Source organism: Actinomadura oligospora ATCC 43269 (assembly GCF_000518265.1).
GTDB classification, from domain to species: Bacteria; Actinomycetota; Actinomycetes; order Streptosporangiales; family Streptosporangiaceae; genus Spirillospora; species Spirillospora oligospora.
The window spans coordinates 335,788-355,666 of record NZ_JADG01000010.1 but is presented as its reverse complement, the minus strand read 5'-3'; the positions used below and the strand labels follow the sequence as shown (position 1 = coordinate 355,666).

The following is a 19,879-nucleotide window of genomic DNA, read 5'->3' as shown; positions in this document are numbered from 1 at the left end:
CTTTGGCCACATGAAAGAGATTCAACTTTTAGAGATCGCATCTGACCAGGAACTTGTCAACGTATTGGCCATAGCGTCTGGTAGGAGAATGTCGACGGCGGACTGAGCGTTGTGATAACACCGATCTACCCCGCCCACTTCTGCCCCGCTCAACGCTCTCCCCCACTTTGCGATTCGCACGTCCGCCCAGGGCACCGCCATGCCCTTTGAGGGAACCCCTCCGAGGTTCTGATGGAAAAGACGCAGATGACCACTGACCTGCACGGCCGCGACCTGGTGATCGGCCTGACCCCCTTCCTCGAGCCCGGCGCGGCGCTCGCCGTGGCCGTCGAGCGGGCCGGTGGGCTCGGCGTCCTGGACCTCGGCCGGGACGCCTCCCGGGCGCGTGAGCACCTCGAACGCGTCACGCGCCGGTGGGAAGGCGCCTTCGGCGTGCGGGTGTCGGCCGGTTGCCCGCTCACCGCCGAACACCTGCCCGCCCAGGTCGACTGTGTGGTGCTCGAGGCGGGGGTGGACGTCCGGCCCTGGGACGGCGCGGATCGCCGGGTGCTCGTCGAGGTCGTTTCGGCCGCGGAGGCGTGGGCGGCCGTCGCACAGGGAGCGGTCGGAGTCATCGCCAAGGGCGCCGAGTCGGGCGGCCGGGTCGGTGAGTTGAGCACGTTCGTGCTGCTCCAGCGCCTGGTCGCCGAACTCGACGTCCCGGTGTGGGCGCAGGGCGGCATCGGCACGGCCACCGCCGCCGCGGCGGTGGCGGGCGGCGCCCGCGGCGTGGTGCTCGACTCCCAGCTCGCCCTGGTAGCCGAGACGGACCTCCCGGAGACGGTCGCGGCGGCGATCACCGCGATGGACGGCAGCGAGACGACGGTCGTCGGCGGCCATCGCGTGTACACGCGTCCGGACCTGCCGATCTCCGCGCTGGCCGAGCACGGCGTCCCGGACGGTCTTGGTGCCCGTGACCTGCGCACTCAGTTGCTGCCCATCGGCCAGGAAGGCGCGTTCGCCGCCGCGCTCGCCCGACGGCACAGGACCGCCGGTGGTGTCGTCCAGGCGGTTCACGCGGCGATTCGTGCCGGGATCGCCGCGGGCAGGGAGCAGGCCCCGCTCGCGCCCGGACACGGCATCGCGCGTGAGCCTCGGGGGCCGCGCTACCCGATCGCGCAGGGCCCGATGACCCGGGTCAGCGACCGCGCAGCCTTCGCCGCGCGGGTGGCCGAGGACGGCGGCCTGCCGTTCGTGGCGCTCGCCCTGCTGAACGGCGAGGACACGCGGCGGCTGCTGGACGAGACCGCCGAGCTGCTCGGCGACCGGCCGTGGGGCGTCGGCGTCCTCGGCTTCGCCCCGGAGGAGGTGCGGGCCGCGCAGCTCGACGCCGTCCGGGCGGTGCGTCCGCCGTACGCGCTGATCGCGGGCGGGCGTCCGGCCCAGGCCGCGGCGCTGGAGTCCGAGGGCGTCGCGGCCTACCTGCACGTCCCCTCCCCCGGCCTGCTGGCGCGGTTCGTCAAGGAGGGCGCCCGCAGGTTCGTCTTCGAGGGGTCGGAGTGCGGCGGGCACATCGGGCCGCGCGCGAGCTTTCCGCTGTGGCAGGCCCAGATCGACTGCCTTCTCGACCATGCCGACGTGCTGCCCGAGACGAGCGTGCTGTTCGCCGGTGGCGTGCACGACGCGCGGTCGGGCGCGATGGTGGCGGCGCTCTGCGGTCCGCTCGCCGAGCGGGGCGCGGCGACCGGTGTGCTCATGGGGACGGCGTACCTGTTCACGCGGGAGGCCGTCGACGCGGGGGCGATCCTGCCCGGGTACCAGGCGACGGCGCTGGAGTGCGAGGGCACGGCCCTGCTGGAGACCTCGCCCGGCCATGTGACCCGGTGCGCGGACACGCCGTTCGTCGCGGCGTTCGAGGAGACGCGGCGGCGCCTGCTCGACGGCGGTGCCACGGTCCAGGAGGCCTGGGCGGAGCTGGAGAGCCTCAACCTCGGCCGGTTGCGCATCGCCTCGAAGGGGCTGCGGCGCACGGCCGAGGGCCTGCGGACGCTGGACGGGCCGGAGCAGCGCGCGGAGGGCATGTACATGCTCGGCCAGGTCGCCACGCTCCGCTCGGAGGTCACGACCGTCGCCGGGCTCCACGAGGACGTCTCCGCCGGATCCGCCCGCATGCTCGCCTCCTTCACCGGCCCGGCCGACGACACAGGCGAGGCGGAGAAAGTGCGGGCGGAACCGCTGGACATCGCCGTCGTCGGCATGGCCTGCGTCTACCCGGGCGCGGACGACCTCGGCGAGTTCTGGTCGAACATCGTCCACGGCGTCGACGCGATCACCGAGGTGCCGGACGAACGCTGGGACGTCGGGCGGTACCACGACCCGGAGGCGACCGTCCGGCCGCGCGGCCGGACGCCCTCCCGGTGGGGCGGCTTCATCCCCCGGGTCCCGTTCGACGCGCTGGAGTACGGGATCCCGCCCGCCTCGCTCGGCGCGATCGAGCCCGTCCAGCTGCTCGCGCTGGAGGTGGCGGCCCGGTCGCTGCGCGACGCCGGGTACGCCGAGCGGGCGTTCGACCGCGAGCGCACCTCGGTCATCTTCGGCGCCGAGGCGGGCAGCGGCCTGTCGGCGGCGTACGGGCTGCGCGCGGCGCTGCCCTCCTACATGGGCGAGGTCCCGCCCGCCCTGGACCGGCACCTGCCCGAGCTCACCGACGACTCCTTCCCCGGCGTCCTCAGCAACGTGATCGCCGGGCGGATCGCCAACCGGCTGGACCTCGGCGGCTCCAACTTCACCGTGGACGCGGCCTGCGCGTCGAGCCTCGCCGCGCTGGACCTGGCCTGCAAGGAACTCTCCGCGGGCGGCAGCGACATGGTCCTGTGCGGCGGCGCGGACCTCCACAACGACGTCCAGGACTACCTGCTGTTCGCCTCGGTCCACGCGCTGTCGCCGAAGGGCCGGTGCGCCACGTTCGACTCCGGCGCCGACGGGATCGTTCTCGGCGAGGGCGTGGCCTGCGTCGTCCTCAAGCGCCTGGCCGACGCCGAGCGCGACGGCGACCGGATCTACGCCGTCGTCAAGGCGGTGGGCGGGTCCAGCGACGGACGCTCCCTCGGCCTGACGGCCCCGCGCCCCGAGGGCCAGCGACGCGCGCTGGAACGCGCCTACACGGCCGGAGGGATCTCCCCCGCCGACGTCGGGCTCGTCGAGGCGCACGGCACCGGCACCGTGGTCGGCGACCGCACCGAGCTCGCCGCGCTCACCGGGCTGTTCGCCGAGGCGGGAGCGGAACCCGCGGCCTGCCGGATCGGGTCGGTCAAGTCCCAGATCGGGCACACCAAGTGCGCCGCCGGGCTGGCCGGGCTGATCAAGGCCGCGTACGCCCTGCACACCGGGACGCGTCCGGGCGGCCTGCACCTCACCGACCCGAATCCGTTCTGGTCGCCGGAGACCAGCCCGTTCGCCTTCGGCACCGCGCCGTGGGAGGCGCCGCCCGGCCGCCGGTACGCCGGGGTGAGCGCGTTCGGCTTCGGCGGCACGAACTTCCACGCCGTGCTCGGCGGCTACGACGGCGCGGACGAGCCCGCGCACGGCCTGCCGCGATGGCCTGCGGAGCTGTTCCTCTTCCGAGGGGACGGCCCGGACGGTCTCGTCCGCGAGGCCGACCGCCTGGCCGCGGCGCTCGACGCCGACGGCGGGACGAAGCTGCGCGAGCTGGCGGCCGGTCACCTGCGCGGCGCTCCCGACGCGCCGGTCCGCGGCGCGATCGTCGCGTCCAGCCGGGACGATCTGGCCGCCAAGCTGGCGGCCTTGCGGGCCGGACGAACCGGGAAGGGCGTCCACCTCGCCACGGAGGAGACAGCGACCGGCGGCCTGGCGTTCCTGTTCCCCGGCCAGGGCAGCCAGCGTCCCGGGATGCTCGCCGACCTGTTCACCGCCTTCCCCGGCCTGCAACGCCTGCTCCGGCTGGCGGAGGGACGGTACGCGCCGGTGATGTTCCCGCCGGTCGCGTTCGACCGCGACGAGACCGCCCGGCAGAGGGCCGCGATCACCGACACCCGCGTCGCCCAGCCCGTCCTGGGCATCGCCGGGCTCGCCATGGCCGAACTGCTGGGCACGCTCGGGGTCCGTCCCGACATGGCGGGCGGCCACAGCTACGGCGAGCTGGTCGCGCTCTGCACGGCCGGGGCGTTCGGCGAGGACGACCTGATCGCGCTCAGCGAGCGCCGCGCCGACGCGATCCTCGCGGCGGCCGGAGAGGACCCGGGGACGATGGCCGCCGTGACGGCGACCGCCGCCGACGTCCGCGCGGTGCTCAAGGACCTCGGGCTCGGCGACGAGGTCGTCGTCGCCAACGACAACGCTCCGGCGCAGGCGGTCATCTCCGGTCCGACGCCCTCGGTCGAGGGCGCCGTGGCCGCGCTCGAAGAACGGGGGATGCGGGCGCGCGGCGTCCCGGTCGCCTGCGCGTTCCACAGCCCGCTGGTCGCCCCGGCCTCCGGCACGCTCGCCGCGGCGCTCGCGGGCCTGGACGTGCGTCCGCCCGCCCGTCCGGTCTGGTCGAACGGCACCGCCGCGCCCTACCCCGGCTCGGCCGCGGGCGTCCGCGAGCTGGTGGCCCGGCAGGTGGCCGAGCCGGTGCGGTTCGTGGAGCAGATCGAGGCGATGTACGCGGCGGGCGCGCGGGTGTTCGTCGAGGCGGGTCCGGGACGCGTCCTGACCGGGCTCGTCGGGCGGATCCTGGGCGACCGGCCGCACACGGCCGTGGCCTGCGACGTGGCGGGCGAGAACGGGCTCGTGCGGCTGCTGGAGGCGCTCGCCGCGCTGGCCTGCGCCGGGGTCCCGGTCGACCTCCGCCCGCTGTTCGCCGGGCGCGCCGAGGCCGCCGTCTCCGCCACGTCGGGTGCGCGGGGGCGTCCGGGCTGGCTGGTGGACGGGCAGCTCGTGCGGACCGCGTCCGGAGAGTGCGTGCCCGGCGGGCTGCGGCCCGCGACCGAAGCGCCCCAGGTGGGTCCGAGCCTGACAGGAGGGTCGATGGACGACGGCAACGGGTCGCCGCGCGACGCCGCGGTGATGGAGTTCCTGCGGACGACACGGGAGATGGTCGCGGCCCAGCGCGACGTCGTGCTCGGCTACCTCGGGACGGCCCCGGCCGCTCCGGCTCCCCCGATGACGCCCGCCGCGCCCGCGGTTCCGGTTCCTGCTCCGGCGGCCGTCCCTGAGGCATCCCCCACCCCCGTGCCCGCGCCGACCGCGCCGGTGCCGGAGCCGGGCGGGCCGGAGCGGATCCGCGAGGTCGTGGTCGCCACGGTCAGCGCGCGCACCGGCTATCCCGCCGACATGCTCGGGACGGACCTGGACCTCGAGGGCGACCTGTCCATCGACTCGATCAAGCGCACGGAGATCATCGGGGAGCTCGCCGACCGGCTCGGGCTCGGCGGCGGCGACGCGCCCCTGGACGAGGACGTCGTCGCCGACCTGGCCCGGATCAAGACCATCGGCGGCATCGCCGACTGGCTCGGCGTCCACCTGCACGGACCGGCCGAGGCCGCCGAACCGTCCGAACCCGTCCGGGCGGCGGGCCGCGTCGAGCCCGCTGCGGTGTCCGAGCCGGTCACGCCCGTGTCCGCCGTTCCCGGACGCTATGTGGTCGAGCCCGTCGCCGTCCCCTCGCCGGGCGGCGACGGCGACTCGCTCACCGGCCGCCGGGTCGTCCTCGTGGACGACGGTCGCGGGGTCGCGCTCGCACTGGCCGACCTACTCGAACGCCGCGGCGCCGTCCCGCGCGTCGTGGCGGCCCCGGAGGCCGGGCACGCGGACGCCCTCGTGCACCTGAGCGCGCTCGGCCCCGGCGCCGGGCCCGTGCTGCCCGGCGCGTTCGCCGGGATCCGCCGCGCCCTGCTCGACGGCGCCGGACGGCTGGTCATCGCCACCGCGACGGCGGGACGCTTCGGGCAGGGCGGCGACGACGCCCCGGGCACGGCCGACGTCGGCCTGCGCGGGCTCGTCCGCGCCCTCGCGCGCGAGTTCCCCGACGCGGTGATGCGCGCCGTCGACGTCGATCCCAAGGAGGACCCGCGCAAGGTCGCCGAGCACCTGCTGTTCGAACTCGCGGGCGGCGACGGACGCACCGTCGTCGGGTACAGCAACGGCACTCGCACCGCGCCGCTGGTCCGCCGCGCCGACCTCGACGGCGAGGCGTCCGCGCCACCCGGCCTGGACCGCGACGGGGTCGTCCTGCTGACCGGCGGCGCGCGCGGCATCACGGCCCTCGCCGCGCGTGCCCTGGCCCGCCGGACCGGCTGCCACGTCGAACTCGTCGGACGGACGGGGCCTCCGTCGGGTCCGGAGGATCCGGTCACGGCGTCCGCCGCCGACCTGGCCGCCCTGCGCGGCGTCCTGGCCCGCCAGGGCGGCGGAACGCCCGCCGAGGTCGACGCCGCGGCGCGCCGCGTCCTCGCCGAGCGGGAGGTCCGGGCCACGCTGGCCGACCTGCGGGACGCCGCGGCGTCGGTCCGCCACCACGTCGCCGACGTCCGCGACGCCGACGCCGTGCGGGCCGTCGTCGCCGACATCCACGCCCGGCACGGACGGCTGGACGGCGTCGTCCACGGCGCCGGAGTCCTGGAGGACCGGCTGCTCGCCGACAAGACGCCCGACTCGTTCGAGCGCGTCTACGGAACGAAGGTGGACGGCTTCCGCGCCCTGATGGACGCGATCGGCTCCGCCGCCTCGGCGCCCGGCGAGGACGCGGTGTCCCCTCCCGGGTTCGTCGTCGCCTTCGGCAGCGTGTCGGGCGCGTTCGGCAACCGCGGGCAGACCGACTACGCGGCGGCCAACGACGCGCTGGACTCCCTCTGCCACGCCTGGGCGGCGCGCCTGCCCGGACGCGTCGTGGCGATCGACTGGGGCCCGTGGGCGGGCGGCGGCATGGTCTCGCCCGAGCTGGAGCGCGAGTACGCCCGGCGCGGCATCACCCTGATCAGCCCGGACGCGGGGGTCGCGTGCCTGCTGCGCGAGCTGTCCCACGGCCGGGACGCGCAGGTCGTCTACATGTGCGGTGAGCCCGGCGATGCCTGAGGACGCCGCGATCGTCGGCATCGGCGCGGTGTTCCCCGGCGCGGCGGACGCGTCGGCGTTCTGGCGCAACATCCGCGACGGGGTGGACGCGATCTCGGAGGTGCCCGCGCACCGCTGGGACCCGGAGGTCTACTACGCCCCGGGCGCCGCCGCCGCGCCGGACCGCTTCTACTGCCGGAGGGGCGGGTTCGTCGACGAGCTCGCCGACTTCGACCCGACGCGCTTCGGCATCATGCCCGCCGCCGTGGACGGCACCGAACCGGACCAGCTCCTGGCCCTGCGCGCCGCCGCCGAGGCGATCGCCGACGCCGGTGGCGAGGAGCGGCTCCCGGGCCGCTCCCGCATCGGGGTCGTCATCGGACGGGGCGGCTACCTCACACCCGGCGTCGCGCGGCTCGACCAGCGCGTCCACACCGCCCACCAGCTCGTCGCCGTCCTGCGCGACCTCGCGCCCGGCCTGCCCGAGGACCGGCTCGCCACCGCGCGCGAGGCGTTCCAGAAGGCCCTCGGGCCGGAGGAGTCGATCGGGCTGGTGCCGAACTTCGCCGCGTCCCGGGTGGCGAACCGCTTCGACCTGCGCGGACCGGCCTACACCGTGGACGCCGCGTGCGCGTCGTCGCTGCTGGCGGTGGACCACGCCGTCCGCGACCTGGCGTCCGGCCGCTGCGACGCGGTGCTGGCCGGCGGGGTGCACCACTGCCACCACCCCACGCTGTGGAGCGTGTTCACCCAGCTGCGCGCGCTCAGCCCGACCGGGACGATCCGTCCCTTCGACGCCCGGGCCGACGGCACCCTCCTGTCGGAGGGCACCGGGATCGTGCTGCTCAAGCGCCTCGCGGACGCGCTCCGGGACGGCGACCGGATCTACGCGGTGGTCCGCGGCGTCGGCGTCGCCAGCGACGGGCGCGCGGCGAGCATGATGAGCCCCGCCCCGGACGGCCAGGTCGCCGCCGTCGAGCAGGCGTGGCGGGCCGCGGGCCTGGATCCGGCCGCGGGCTCCGCGGTCGGGCTGATCGAGGCGCACGGCACCGCGACTCCCGCGGGCGACAACGCCGAGCTCGAGACGCTCCGGCGGGCCTTCGGCACCGCCGGAACGCCGATCGGCCTGGGCACGGTCAAGTCGATGATCGGCCACACCATGCCCGCCGCGGGCGTGGCGGGCCTGATCAGGGCGGCACTCGCCCTGCACCACGAGACGCTCCCCCCGACCCTGAACATCGAGGATCCCCACCCGGCCCTGACCGGCACGCGGTTCACGCCGATCACCGAGGCCACGCCATGGGAGCGCCCGGCGGACGCACCCCGCCGTGCGGCGGTCAACGCCTTCGGCTTCGGCGGAATCAACGCCCACGTCGTCCTCGAGGAAGCCCCCCACCCCACCCGCACACCAAGAGACGCGAGCGCGCGCGGCTCCGTGCCGGCGCGGCGATACGCCGGTGAGCCGGTGCTGCGTATTGCCGGGGACGGGCCGCAGGACATCGCCCAGATCCTCGACGCTACCGACGGGGAGCTGATCGAGCGGGCGGGCCGCGCGGCACGTCCGGGTGATGGGCCCTGTCGGCTCGCGATCGTCGGGCCGGACGCCCGCAGGCTCGCGCTCGCACGCAAGATCGCCGCGCGGGGACGCGCCTGGCGGGGCCGCAGCGACGTGTGGTTCACGCCCCGGCCGCTGCTGTCGGGCCCGGAGCAGGTGGCGTTCCTGTTCCCCGGCTTCGAGCCCGAGTTCGCGCCGCGCGTCGCGTCCCTCGCCGACCATCTCGGCCTGCCCGTCCCGGCGCTGTCCGGCGGCGTCGACGTCCTGGAGCACGCCCTCGACGTGGTCGCGGTGAGCCGCCTGTACGCCGCCGCGCTCGCCGAGATCGGCATCGCGCCCGGGGCGCTGGCCGGGCACAGCCTCGGTGAGTGGACCGCGATGATCGTCGGCGGGATCTACCCTCGGGTGGACGACTTCATCGCCTCCATGCGGCCGGGCATGGTCGAGGTGCCCGACGTGGTGTACGCGGCGTTCGGCGCGTCGGCCGAGCGCGTCGCCGGGGAACTCGGCGGTCTCGACCAGGTGCATCTCACCCACGACAACTGCCCGCACCAGGCGGTGGTCTGCGGTCCGGCCGACCAGGTGGCGCAGGTCGTGGACCGCCTGCGCGGGCAGGGCGTGCTGACCGAGACCATGCCGTTCCGCACCGGATTCCATTCCCCGGCCTACGCGCGGCACCTGCCCACCGCCCGCGCGATGCTGGAGCGGCTGGAGGTGAGCCGACCGACCGTGCCGGTGTGGTCCGCGACCTCGCTCGCTCCCTTCCCGGACGACGTCGGCGGCGTCCGCGACCTGGTGCTGCGTCACCTGGTCGAGCCGGTGCGGTTCCGCCGCCTCACCGAGCTGCTGCACGATTCGGGCATCCGCGCGTTCGTCCAGGTCGGACAGGGCAGCCTGGCGGGCTTCACCGAGGACACGCTGCGCGAACGCGACCATCTGACGGTCAAGGCTGCCGTCTCCGCCCGCGACGGTCTCGACCAGTTGAGCCGGGTGGCGGCGGCCCTCTGGGTGGACGGCCTGGACCCGGACTTCGCCCGGCTGCCCACCCCGGCCCACTCCGTCCCTCCAACGAGCCAAGACGAATCGACGCCCCCGGACGAACCGGTGCGGGAAGCGCGGACGGTGCGGCTGCGGCTCGGCGCGCCCCTGGTCCGGCTGCCCGAACTCAGCGGCCTCGTCGGCGCGTCCACCGCCGGAACATCCAAGGCGGCCTTCGAAGGCGGCTCCCCCGTCCTCGGCGAACTCGACGCCGTGCTCGCCGACACGACCGCCGCCGCCCGGCAGGTCGGCGACGCCTGGCGAACCGGCGCAGTCGCGGCCAGCGGCACCACACCCACCGAAACCACCGCGCGCACCGGCGGGAGAGCGCGGTCTCTCAGTCTCACCCGGGTGTTCTCGCTCGCGACGATGCCCGACACCGCCGACCACTGCATCTTCCCCCAGGCGCCCGGCTGGCCCGACATGACCGACCGGTTCCCCGTCGTCCCGCTGACCACGATCATCGAGGTCATGGCCCAGGCCGCGGCCGAGCTGGCGCCGGACGCCACGGTGGTCGCCATCGAGCAGGTCAGGGCGCTGCGATGGATCTGCACCGCGCCCGAGACGACCACGACGATCCACGTCGGACGCGGCGCTGACGCACCGGACGGCGACATCCTGGTCGACGTCCGCATCGAGGGCTACGCGAGCTGCGTCGTCAGGATGCGCGAGGCCGGGTTCCCGCCCGCACCCGAGCCGTCCGGGGAGCCGATCCAGGATCTCCGGCCCGCACCCGTCTCCGCGCGGGAGCTGTACGACGGCAACTGGATGTTCCACGGGCCCCGCTTCGCCAGCGTCGCGCGGATCGGTCAGATCGGACGCGACGGCATCACCGGCACCCTGACCAACCTGCCCGCCGAGGGCGCTCTGCTCGACGGCGCGGGCCAGCTCATCGGCCACTGGACGCAGGTCGGCCTGACCGTCGACCAGACCGTCCTGCCGACGGGCATCCGCGCGGTGCGGTTCCACGGGCCGCCGCCGGAGGCCGGGGCGCGTGTGGAGTGCGATGCGTGGATCCGGGAGATCACCGACACCGAGGCGCGGGCCGACGCCGAGCTCCGCCTCGCCGATGGACACGTCTGGTGCCGGATCGAGGGCTGGACGACCCGCCGCTTCGCCACCGACGCGCGGATCTGGGAGGTGAAGTTCCGCCCGCAGAGCGCGACGCTCTCCGAGCCGCGTCCCGGCGGCTGGTGCGCCAACCGCGAACGCTGGCCCGACATCGGCTCGCGCGAACTGATCATGCGCCGGTACCTGGCCGCCGCCGAGCGGTCCCGCTACGAGGCGCTGCCCCCCGACGCGCGGCGCTCGTGGCTGCTCGGCCGGATCGCCGCCAAGGACGCCGTCCGGCGGCACCTGTGGGATCGCGGCGCGGGCCCCCTCTACCCGGCCGAGATCGTGATCGAGGACAACGGCCAGGGGCGTCCTCGCGCGGTGGGGGCGTTCCGCGCGCCGCACGTCTCGCTGGCCTGCCACGCGGGCCGCGGACGCAGCCCCGGCATCGCCGTCGCGCTGGCCGGGCCGGGCCGGGTCGGCATCGGCATCGCTCCGGTCGCCGAACGTGACGACGCCGCGGAGAGGGAGGCGCTGACCACCGCCGAACTCCGGCTGCTCCACGACCTGACCGGCCCTGACCGCGCCGAACTCGTCACGCGGCTGTGGACCGCGAAGAAGGCGGTCGCCGAGTCCCTCGGCACCGACCTCGAAGGTCGGCCGCACGCCTTCGAGACGCACACGGCACCCGGAAGCGAAGGCACCGGCCTCGTGCTGGCGGTGACGGCACCGGACGGCCGCGTGCACAAGGCCGAAAGCACAGTGATCACCGATGGGGCGGCGCGGTACGCCGTGGCCTGGACGCACGGAAAGGACGCACAGTGAACACCACCGACACGGCGGACGCGACGAACAGGACGGACACGGTCCTCGACGACGTGACCGGCATGCTCGTCGAGATCGTGGGTGAAGACTTCCTCCTCGATGTCGAGATCACCGGGGACACCACGTTCAGCGAGGACCTCGCTCTGGAGAGCATCGAGTTCGTGGCGCTCGCCGAGATGCTCCAGAAGCGTTACGGCGACCGCGTCGACTTCGCCGCCTTCATCGCCGACATGGACCTCACCGAGATCATGACGATGAGCGTCGGCACGCTGGTGGCCTACATCGAGGGACGCACCGGAGCCGTCCGGCCGGAAGACCTGGCCCGCTGATGCCGGACGCGACCCTCCGCGCGCCGGGGCCCACAGGCTTCCGGGAACCGGCCGACACGGAGGCGGACCGTGGCTGACGTGCACGCCAACGGCACGCGCTTCAACGTGCAGGTGCTGGAGCCCCAGGCCCGCGCGGCGGGCGGCCCGACGCTCGTGTTCGTCCACGGCCTGGTCACCGACAACCTGTCCAGCTTCTACTACACCCTCGCCGGGCCCGCCACCGTCGCCGGGGCCCGCGTGATCCTCTACGACCTGCGCGGGCACGGCCGCTCGGACCGGCCGGAGGACGGCTACACCGCCGACGACGGCGTCGCCGACCTGTGCGCGCTGCTCGACGCGCTCGGCGTCACCGAACCCGTGCACCTGGTCGGCAACAGCTACGGCGGCGTCCTCGCCACGCGCATGGCGGTGACCGCGCCCGGACGCGTCGCCGGGCTGATGCTGATCGAGGCGAGCTGCGCTGGCCCCGGCGCCGCCGCCTGGTTCGAGGACATGGCCAACACGCTGTCGGTGACCGCGCTGCGGCTGGAGCACGACGGCGCGCGGGACCAGTACGCGAAGGCCCGGCAGCGGCGGATGGCACGCCTGGTCAGGCACGTCGACGGCCTGCTCAACCGGACCAGCCTGGTGGACGACGTGGCGGCCGAACGGCCACTGCGCGACGACGAACTCGCCGCGATCCGCTGCCCCGTCCTCGGCGTGTACGGCGAGCGATCCGAGCTGGTCGGAGCCGCCGCCGAGCTGGAACGGCACGTGCCGGACTGCACGATCGAGATCCTGCCGGGCCTGGCGCACACCGTCCTGCGCGAGGCGACCGGCACGCTCCGCGACATCCTGCTGTCCTGGCTCGCCGAGCAGCCCATCCGGGCCGAGCAGCCCGTCGGGGCCGAGCAGCCCGTCGGGGCCGAGCAGCCCGTCGGGGCCGAGCAGCTCATCGGGGCCGAGCAGCCCGTCCAGGCGGCGAAGAGCCCGATCCGGGAGGGCGCGTGAGCCGGTTCCTGTTCACCGTGCCGCCGCTGGCGGGCCATATCAACCCGACCGCCGCGGTCGGCGCGGAGCTGATCCGGCGCGGTCACCAGGTCGCCTGGGCCGGGCATCCCGGCACGTTGGAGCCACTGCTCCCGGCGGGAGCCCGCGTCCTGCCGGTCATCGACGACGCGCTCGACCACCGGCTGCGCGAGGCGCGGACGGAGTGGCTGGCGCTGCGCGGCGCCGCGGAGCTCAGGTTCCTGTGGGAGGAGTTCATCATCCCCCTCGGCCGCGCGATGCTGCCCGGCGTGGACGCCGCCATCGACGCCTTCGCGCCGGACGTGCTCGTCGCCGACCAGCAGGCCGTCGCCGGTCCCGTCGCCGCCCGCCGCGCGGGGATCACCTGGGCGACCTCGGCGAGCACGCCCGCCGAGGTGCTGCGCCCGCTGGCGGCGATGCCGAAGGTCGAGGCGTGGATCTCCTCGCTCCTGGACGGCTTCCAGGCCGAGGCGGGCCTGGACGACCCCGTCGACCTGCTGTTCTCCGACCGTCTCGTGCTGGTGTTCACGACCGGCGCGCTCGCCGGGGACGTGTCACGGTTCCCCGGCCACTGGGTCTTCACCGGTCCCGCGCTGGCCGGACGCCCCGACCGGGGCGCGTTCCCGTGGGACCGGCTCGACCCGCGTCGCCGCAAGGTCCTGGTCTCGCTCGGCACCCTGAACGGCCCGGCGGGCGAGCGCTTCTACCGCGTCGCCGCCGAGGCGCTCGACGGACTCGGCGCGGACGTCCAGGCGATCGTCGTCGCCCCGCCCGGCATGATCGACGAGCCGCCGCCGAACGTCCTGGTCACCGGCCACGTCCCGCAACTGGCCCTCCTGCCCCATCTGGACGCGGTCGTGACGCACGGCGGCCACAACACCGTGTCCGAGGCGCTCGCGCACGCCCTCCCGCTGGTCGTGTGCCCGATCCGCGACGACCAGCCGATCATCGCGGGCCAGGTCGTCGCGTCCGGGGCCGGGACGCGCGTCCGGTTCGGCCGGGTCCGGCCCGCGGACCTGCGCGCCGCGCTGCTCGCGGTGCTCGACAGCCCGTCCTACCGCGCCGCCGCCCGGCGCGTCCGAGAGTCCTTCGCGGCCGCCGGGGGCTCCGCGGCGGCAGCAGACCACCTGGAGGAACTGCCGTGATCGCCATCTCCCTCGCCGCCCTGCTCATCGTGGGCCTGCTCCTCAACGCGGCGCGCATGCGCGGCCGCGCGGCGGCGCTGTCCGCGCTCGAAGCGCCCGGCGACGACCCCGGCCGTGCGCGGGACGGTGACGAGGACCTCCGCTTCCTGGTCGCCGAGGGCGTCGTCCTGGACGAGGAGGCCCGCCTGGCCGCCGCCGCGCACGCCCACCGGCACGGCGCCGACATCGTCGACCTCGTCCCCCGGACCCTGCCGGTGACGGCCGCCCGCGACCTCGTCCGGCACATGTCGCCGCCGAAGGACGGAGGCCCGGGCAACGGGCGCGGCCCGGGCGCGGCCGTGCTCGTCACCGCCGACGTGCTCGAACGCGCCGAGACCGCCGTGCCGGACGCGATCTCCCCACCGGACCTGATCGTCCTGGCGCGGCGGCTGAAGCACTTCGCGCGCGACCGCCACGCCCTGGTCGTCGCGCCCACGCTGCGTCCGGCGGCGGGCGACCTGGCGCGGCGCCGATCCCGGCTGCGCGCGAGTGGCACGATCGTCCCGGTCGACCTGGCGCTGGCGGCCATCCCGTTCGCGCTGCTCGTCGCCGAGGCGTTCGTCTCCTGGCCGCTGGCCCTGGCGTGCCTGGCGGTCTACTGCCTCCAGCCGTACCTGGTCTTCGCGGGCACGGCGCTGCGTCCGAGCGGCCTCCACCTGGCCGCCCTCGGACGTCCGCTGTACGAGCCGTACGTGTGGGTGCGCACGGCGTTCGGCCGGTGGACGTCGGAGACCGAGCGGCAGGAGGCCGCCATGCGCACGGACGCGCAGCCGTACTACGACGCCGAGCTGGCCGAGGGCGTCGAACGTTTCCTGGAGGAGCGGCGCGACACCTGTCCCTGGTGCGGAGCGGACGACCTGTCGGTCCAGGTGCGCGGCGAGGACCTCGTCTACCACAAGCCCGGCTCGTTCACGCTGGAGCGGTGCGGCGGCTGCGGGCACATCTTCCAGAACCCCCGGCTGACCCCGGACGGCCTGGACTTCTACTACCGGGACTTCTACGACGGCATCGGAGCCGCCGCCGCCGAGACCATCTTCACCACCTCGGCGCACGACTACCTGGGCCGCGCCCGGATGCTGGAGCCGTTCGCGACGCCGAAGCGCTGGCTGGACGTGGGGGCGGGCCACGCCCACTTCTGCGCCGCCGCGCGCGAGGTCTGGCCCGACACCGTCTTCGACGGGCTGGACTGGGGCGCGGAGATCGAGGAGGCCGTCCGGCGCGGCTGGATCGAGCACGCGCACCGCGGGATGTTCCCCGACCTGGCGGACGAGATCCGGGGCGTCTACGACGTGGTGAGCATGCACCACTACCTGGAGCACACCCGCGCGCCGTTCGCCGAGCTGGACGCCGCGGCGAGGGTCCTGCCGCCCGGCGGGCACCTGCTGATCGAGCTGCCCGACCCCGAATGGCGGCTCGGGCGGCTGTTCGGCAAGTACTGGGTGCCCTGGTTCCAGCCGCAGCACCAGCACATGATGCCGATCGGGAACCTCAAGCGGGCGCTCGCCGACCGCGGCCTGACCCCGGTCGCCGAGGAGCGCGCCGAGGCCCACCAGCGCAACGACTTCGTCCTCGCGGCGTACCAGTGGTTCGCCCGCCTGGCGCCGGACCGGAACCTGCCGTGGTCGGCGAAGCGCCGCACCCCGGCGTGGCGGGTGTGGCGCGGCCTGGTCTGGATCGTCGGCGTCCCGGCCGTCCTCGCCGGTCTCCTGGTGGACAACACGTTCGGCGCCCTGGTGTCGCGCCGGACCGGCACCGGCAGCGCCTACCGGGTCCTGGCCCGCAAGGACGACCACACCGATGCCTGAGACCCCGCACCCCGCCGTGACACCGCACCGGGCAGAGACACCGCACCCGGCCGAAGCCCCCCACCCCGCCGAAGCCCCGCACCCGGCCGAGACACCGCGCCCGGCCGAAAACCCGCGCCGCACCGAGACGCCGCGTCGCGGTGATGCTCTCGCGGGACGGCTGGACCTCGCGCCTGAGGTCCGGCTCGTCCCGGCCGCGTTCCACGAGGCGTACGGCTACGGGGCGACGGGAGTCTGGCGTGCACCCGGCTCGGTGACGCTGCTGTCCGACGGCGAGGCGAGCCTGTCCATGGCGGCGCGCTGGGGAACGATCGTCGCGGCGCACCCGCGCGACGACGGCGCGGTCGAGCTGGCGCTGATGAACAGGCCCGCCGAGCGTGAACGGATCGACCTCGCCGCCCTCCGCCCCGGCTCCACCGAGCCGTGGGCGGCGGCGGCGCTCAGCCCGGCCTGGGCCCTCCGCGAGGCCGGGTTCCCGCTCGGCGGCACGACCCTGCTCGCGGGCGTCGACCTGCCCGAGGGCACAGGACTGGCGGCTCCCACCTCGACGGCATGCGGGGTGGCTCTGGCGCTGCGCGACCTGTACGCGCCGGAACTGCCGCTGGACGCCCTGGCCACGCTGGTGGAGCACGGCCTGCGCGCCTTCGACGCGGCAGGCGGCCGCCAGGCGGGCCGGTGCCGCGCGACGCTGCTCGCCCGTCCCGGCGCGCTGTTCCTGGACGAGGGGCCGGACGCCGCGTTCGTCCCGCTCGACCTGGAAACCGCCGGGCTCCGGCTGCTCGTGGCCGACACCCGGGTGCGCGACCGGCCGCTCACACCGGCGGCCGAACGGACGCGTCTCCGCGAGGTGGCGCTGCGCCTGCGCGCGGGCGACGCGGCCGTCCTGGGCGCCGAACTCACCGCCGCCCACAACCGGCTGGCCGACGCGGGCCTGGCGTCAAGGGAGCAGAGCGCGGTGGTCGCGGCGGCCCTGGACGCCGGTGCGCTGGGAGGCCGCATGATCTGGGACGGCCCCGGCCGTCCGGCGCTGCTGCTGGTCCGCGCCGACGACCTGGCCCCGATCCGGACGGCCATCACCAAGGCCCGCGCGTCCGGGCGGCTGCCCACGCCGCGCTTCCTCACCGTGACCCCTTACGGCCCCGCGGCGCAGAATTAAGGGCCGCGATCCCGTTCAGCCCCGGCGGCGCGTCCGGCGGGGCGGCTTCGGAGCGGAACGCTTCTGCGGGGCCTTCTTGCGGGCGGGCTGTTTCTGGGCGGGCTGCTTTTGGGCGCGTTGCTGCTGGTCGGGCCGCTGTTGGGCGGTGCGGCCACGGGAGCTGTTGACGGTGCGACCGCGGACGATCCCGATCAGCTCCTCCATGAGATCGGTCGTCTCGGCCTCGAGCCAGGCCAGGCCGATCTGGGACTGCGGGGCGTCGGTCACCTCGCGGTAGGTGAGGTCCTTGCGGTGGTGGAGGCGGGCCAGGGACTGAGGGAGCAGGACGACACCGGCCCCCGACGCCACCAGCTCGACCGCCTCCGCGGTGGTCCCGGGACGGGTGAAGGCGGGCTGCCCGGGACGTTCGTCCCAGGTCAGGACCTCGTCGTGCGGCTCCAGCACGTCCTCGTCGGCGAGATCGGCGAGCTCCACCTGCTCGGCCGCGGCCACCGCGTGGTCCTTCGGGACCACCACCACGGTCGTCTCCACGTACAGGGGGATCACGTGGAGGGCCTCACGGTCGACGGGCAGGCGCACGAACGCCGCGTCCACACCACCCTCCCGCAGCAGGGGGACGGCCTCGTCGGCGGGCGTCTGGATCAGCCGAAGCGGCACCTCCGGCACCCGTTCGGCCCACACCCGGGCCCATTTCGCGGGCGTCACACCCGGCGCGTAGGCCAGCCGGAACTCAGCTTCGGTCACCGTCCCAGCCTAGCCGCGTCCGGACGGCTCCCTTCCGCTGGCTACCCTTGACGTCATGAGCACGTCCAAGGCGAAGACGCCGCAGACCATGAAGCCGGCCACCGCGGCGAAGAAGCTGGGGATCCTGCTGTCGGCGGCGCCCGCCGAGTTCCAGGAGGGCGTCGTCTCCCGGGACGAGCTGAACGCGCTCCAGGCCGACCCGCCCGCGTGGCTGGCCGACCTGCGCCGCGAGGGTCCCCACCCCCGCCAGGTCGTGGCCGCCAGGCTCCGCGTCTCGGCGTCCGGCCTGGCCCGCGCGGGCATCACGGGCCCCCTCACCACCGCCGAGATCGAGGCCCTGAAGGACGAGAAGCCCGAGTGGCTGGAGCGTGAGCAGGCCACCCTGGCCAAGGTCCGCCAGGAGGAGCTGCGCCTCAAGCAGCAGCGCGCCAAGGGCTGACCCACGCGCGCCGCCGCCCCGGCGACCGCCGAAGCCGCCTGAAAAGGCCGGTTCCGATCAGGGAACCGGCCTTCTCGCTTGTCTACCGGACGGTCACCAGCGCCATTCGCGGCGGCCGTAGAGGTGCTCGGAGCGGACGTTGTTCTCGTCGCACCAGGACTCGAACTTCTCGATCTGCTTGAGCTGGTAGGAGTCCTCGTTGTAGCTGGTGGCCATGACGTGTCCCAGCCAGGGCTCCTCGCCCATCGCGTAGACGTAGGCCTCGTCGGCGCCCAGTTCGGTGACGATGGCGGCGGCCTGCGCGGCGTCCGATCCGGAGAGCTTGCGGGAGAGGTTCATCTCGCGGGGGACGGGCTTGGTCAGCAGGGCCTGGTAGAGCCAGGTCATGGGCGCGCCGTCGCACTCCATCCCGACGAAGGCGACGTCGGCCTTGCCGAGGTGGCCGCGGATGTTGCGGTAGAGCATCGGGTCGACGCCGGACGAGTCGGCACCGACGAAGATCTTCCGGCCCGCGAGCTCGATCCAGTAGGTCGACTTGGCGCGGATGTCGAGGTCGGCGTGCTCGCCGAGGAACGGGGTCGCGGTCACGCGTCCGCCGGGGAAGGGGACCTCGTCGAAGGAGTCGACCTCCACGACCGGGAATCCCGCGCCCGCGAGGAACAGCTTGAGGGACGGGTCGGTCAGCCCTCCGCCGTCCGAGCGGGGCACGACGACCGCGCCCACCCGTCCCCGGAGCTGGAGCAGGGTCTCCAGGACGACGTGGTCCTGGTGGCCGTGGGTGAGGAGCACCAGGTCGATGCGGTCGGGGAGGTCGGCGAGCGTGTAGCGGTCCCCGGCCGTGGTGTCGGCGCTGATGAACGGGTCGGTGAGGATCGCCGCCTCGGGCGTCTGGAACAGCACGCAGGCGTGGCCGAGGTAGCGGATCCGTCCGCCGCCCTCGATGTGCCGGTCGGCGGCCTGCGAGGGCCCGCCGGTGAGGAGCCCGGACAGCTGCGCGGCGCCCGCGTCGTCGAGTTCCAGCGCTTCGCGGAGGGAGGCGAGGGTCGCCGGCCGCAGGCGCGCGCCGAACAGGGCGTCGAGTCCCGGGTGCCGGAACGGGATCTTCAGGTCGAGGACGTCCGGCGAGGACAGCCGCGGGGTGCTGAGGACGAACGGGCGCTCGACGCCCGGCTCGATGGACAGCTGGACCGACTGGCGCGCCTCGGTGTGCGCCGGGCTCCGGTACACCAGCGGTTCCAGGAAGCGCAGCGACGCCTGGTTGTCGGTGTCGTAGACGAGCTCGACGAGCCCGGCCAGCTCCGGCGGGAGCTTGGCGTAGAGCGGGGTCAGGTCGTAGCCGGCCGCGTTGTCGCGGAGCAGGTCCTCGGCCTCGGCGATGGCCTCGGCGAAGCGCAGCATCGGGGCGCGGTCGCGGCGGACGGCGTCCAGCAGCGCCCGGACCTCGTCCGCGCGCTCCTCGTCGACGCCGATGAAGTAGCCACCGCGCAGGGCCGGGTTCCGGCTGGCCTCGGCGTGCGTCGACGGGGAGTCCAGGTAGGACTCCAGGAGCGGGACCTGCAGGAAGGCGAGGTTCATCGCGGCCTGGACGGGCGCCACCGAGTGGAACCACGCGGAGAACCCGTCGACCAGCGGCTCGATGATGACGTTCGGCCGGAGGAAGAGCTCTTCAGTGTTCATGGCCGACAGAATCCCGACCGTCGCTACAAAAGTG

10 protein-coding genes are annotated in these 19,879 nt (G+C 74.8%); 8 read left to right on the top strand and 2 right to left on the bottom strand.

The features are described 5' to 3' along the window. Window positions 1-246 precede the first annotated feature (246 nt). From P696_RS0117725 to P696_RS0117695, 7 genes are all read left to right on the top strand, one after another. Window positions 247-7,053 carry a type I polyketide synthase gene (locus P696_RS0117725; protein WP_034485609.1) on the top strand — a complete coding sequence of 2,269 codons (6,807 nt, stop codon included), beginning with the start codon at window positions 247-249 and terminating at the stop codon, window positions 7,051-7,053. Next, window positions 7,046-11,503, top strand: a complete 4,458-nt coding sequence (locus P696_RS58780) for a type I polyketide synthase (protein ID WP_084337723.1) — start codon at window positions 7,046-7,048, stop codon at window positions 11,501-11,503. The genes P696_RS0117725 and P696_RS58780 overlap by 8 nt, the downstream gene beginning before the upstream one ends. Next, window positions 11,500-11,832 carry an acyl carrier protein gene (locus P696_RS0117715; protein ID WP_026413367.1) on the top strand — a complete coding sequence of 111 codons (333 nt, stop codon included), beginning with the start codon at window positions 11,500-11,502 and terminating at the stop codon, window positions 11,830-11,832. The genes P696_RS58780 and P696_RS0117715 overlap by 4 nt, the downstream gene beginning before the upstream one ends. A gap of 69 nt (window positions 11,833-11,901) precedes the next feature. Next, window positions 11,902-12,822 (top strand): alpha/beta fold hydrolase, encoded by a 921-nt coding sequence (locus P696_RS46340; protein WP_064744053.1) that lies wholly within the window; start codon window positions 11,902-11,904, stop codon window positions 12,820-12,822. Beyond that, the gene (locus tag P696_RS0117705; RefSeq protein WP_026413366.1) at window positions 12,819-13,985 is read left to right on the top strand and encodes a glycosyltransferase; all 1,167 of its coding nucleotides are present in this window, start codon (window positions 12,819-12,821) and stop codon (window positions 13,983-13,985) included. The genes P696_RS46340 and P696_RS0117705 overlap by 4 nt, the downstream gene beginning before the upstream one ends. Continuing rightward, complete coding sequence (locus P696_RS0117700; protein ID WP_051467807.1) at window positions 13,982-15,829, top strand: class I SAM-dependent methyltransferase; 1,848 nt, start codon at window positions 13,982-13,984, stop codon at window positions 15,827-15,829. The genes P696_RS0117705 and P696_RS0117700 overlap by 4 nt, the downstream gene beginning before the upstream one ends. Further along, window positions 15,822-16,985 carry a hypothetical protein gene (locus tag P696_RS0117695; RefSeq protein ID WP_026413364.1) on the top strand — a complete coding sequence of 388 codons (1,164 nt, stop codon included), beginning with the start codon at window positions 15,822-15,824 and terminating at the stop codon, window positions 16,983-16,985. Before P696_RS0117700 ends, P696_RS0117695 begins: the two co-directional genes overlap by 8 nt. A 15-nt stretch (window positions 16,986-17,000) precedes the next feature. Here P696_RS0117695 and P696_RS0117690 read toward each other — a convergent pair whose 3' ends face one another. Continuing rightward, window positions 17,001-17,729, bottom strand: a complete 729-nt coding sequence (locus P696_RS0117690) for a LysR family substrate-binding domain-containing protein (RefSeq protein WP_034485367.1) — start codon at window positions 17,727-17,729, stop codon at window positions 17,001-17,003. Between the two features lie 55 nt (window positions 17,730-17,784). Here P696_RS0117690 and P696_RS0117685 point away from each other — a divergent pair, with 55 nt between their 5' ends. Further along, window positions 17,785-18,168: a DUF5997 family protein gene (locus tag P696_RS0117685; RefSeq protein ID WP_026413362.1), complete on the top strand. Its 384-nt coding sequence runs from the start codon at window positions 17,785-17,787 to the stop codon at window positions 18,166-18,168. Window positions 18,169-18,261: 93 nt separating this feature from the next. Here the strand turns inward: P696_RS0117685 and P696_RS0117680 are convergent, their stop codons facing one another. Then, window positions 18,262-19,845: an MBL fold metallo-hydrolase gene (locus tag P696_RS0117680; RefSeq protein WP_026413361.1), complete on the bottom strand. Its 1,584-nt coding sequence runs from the start codon at window positions 19,843-19,845 to the stop codon at window positions 18,262-18,264. Window positions 19,846-19,879: the final 34 nt, after the last annotated feature.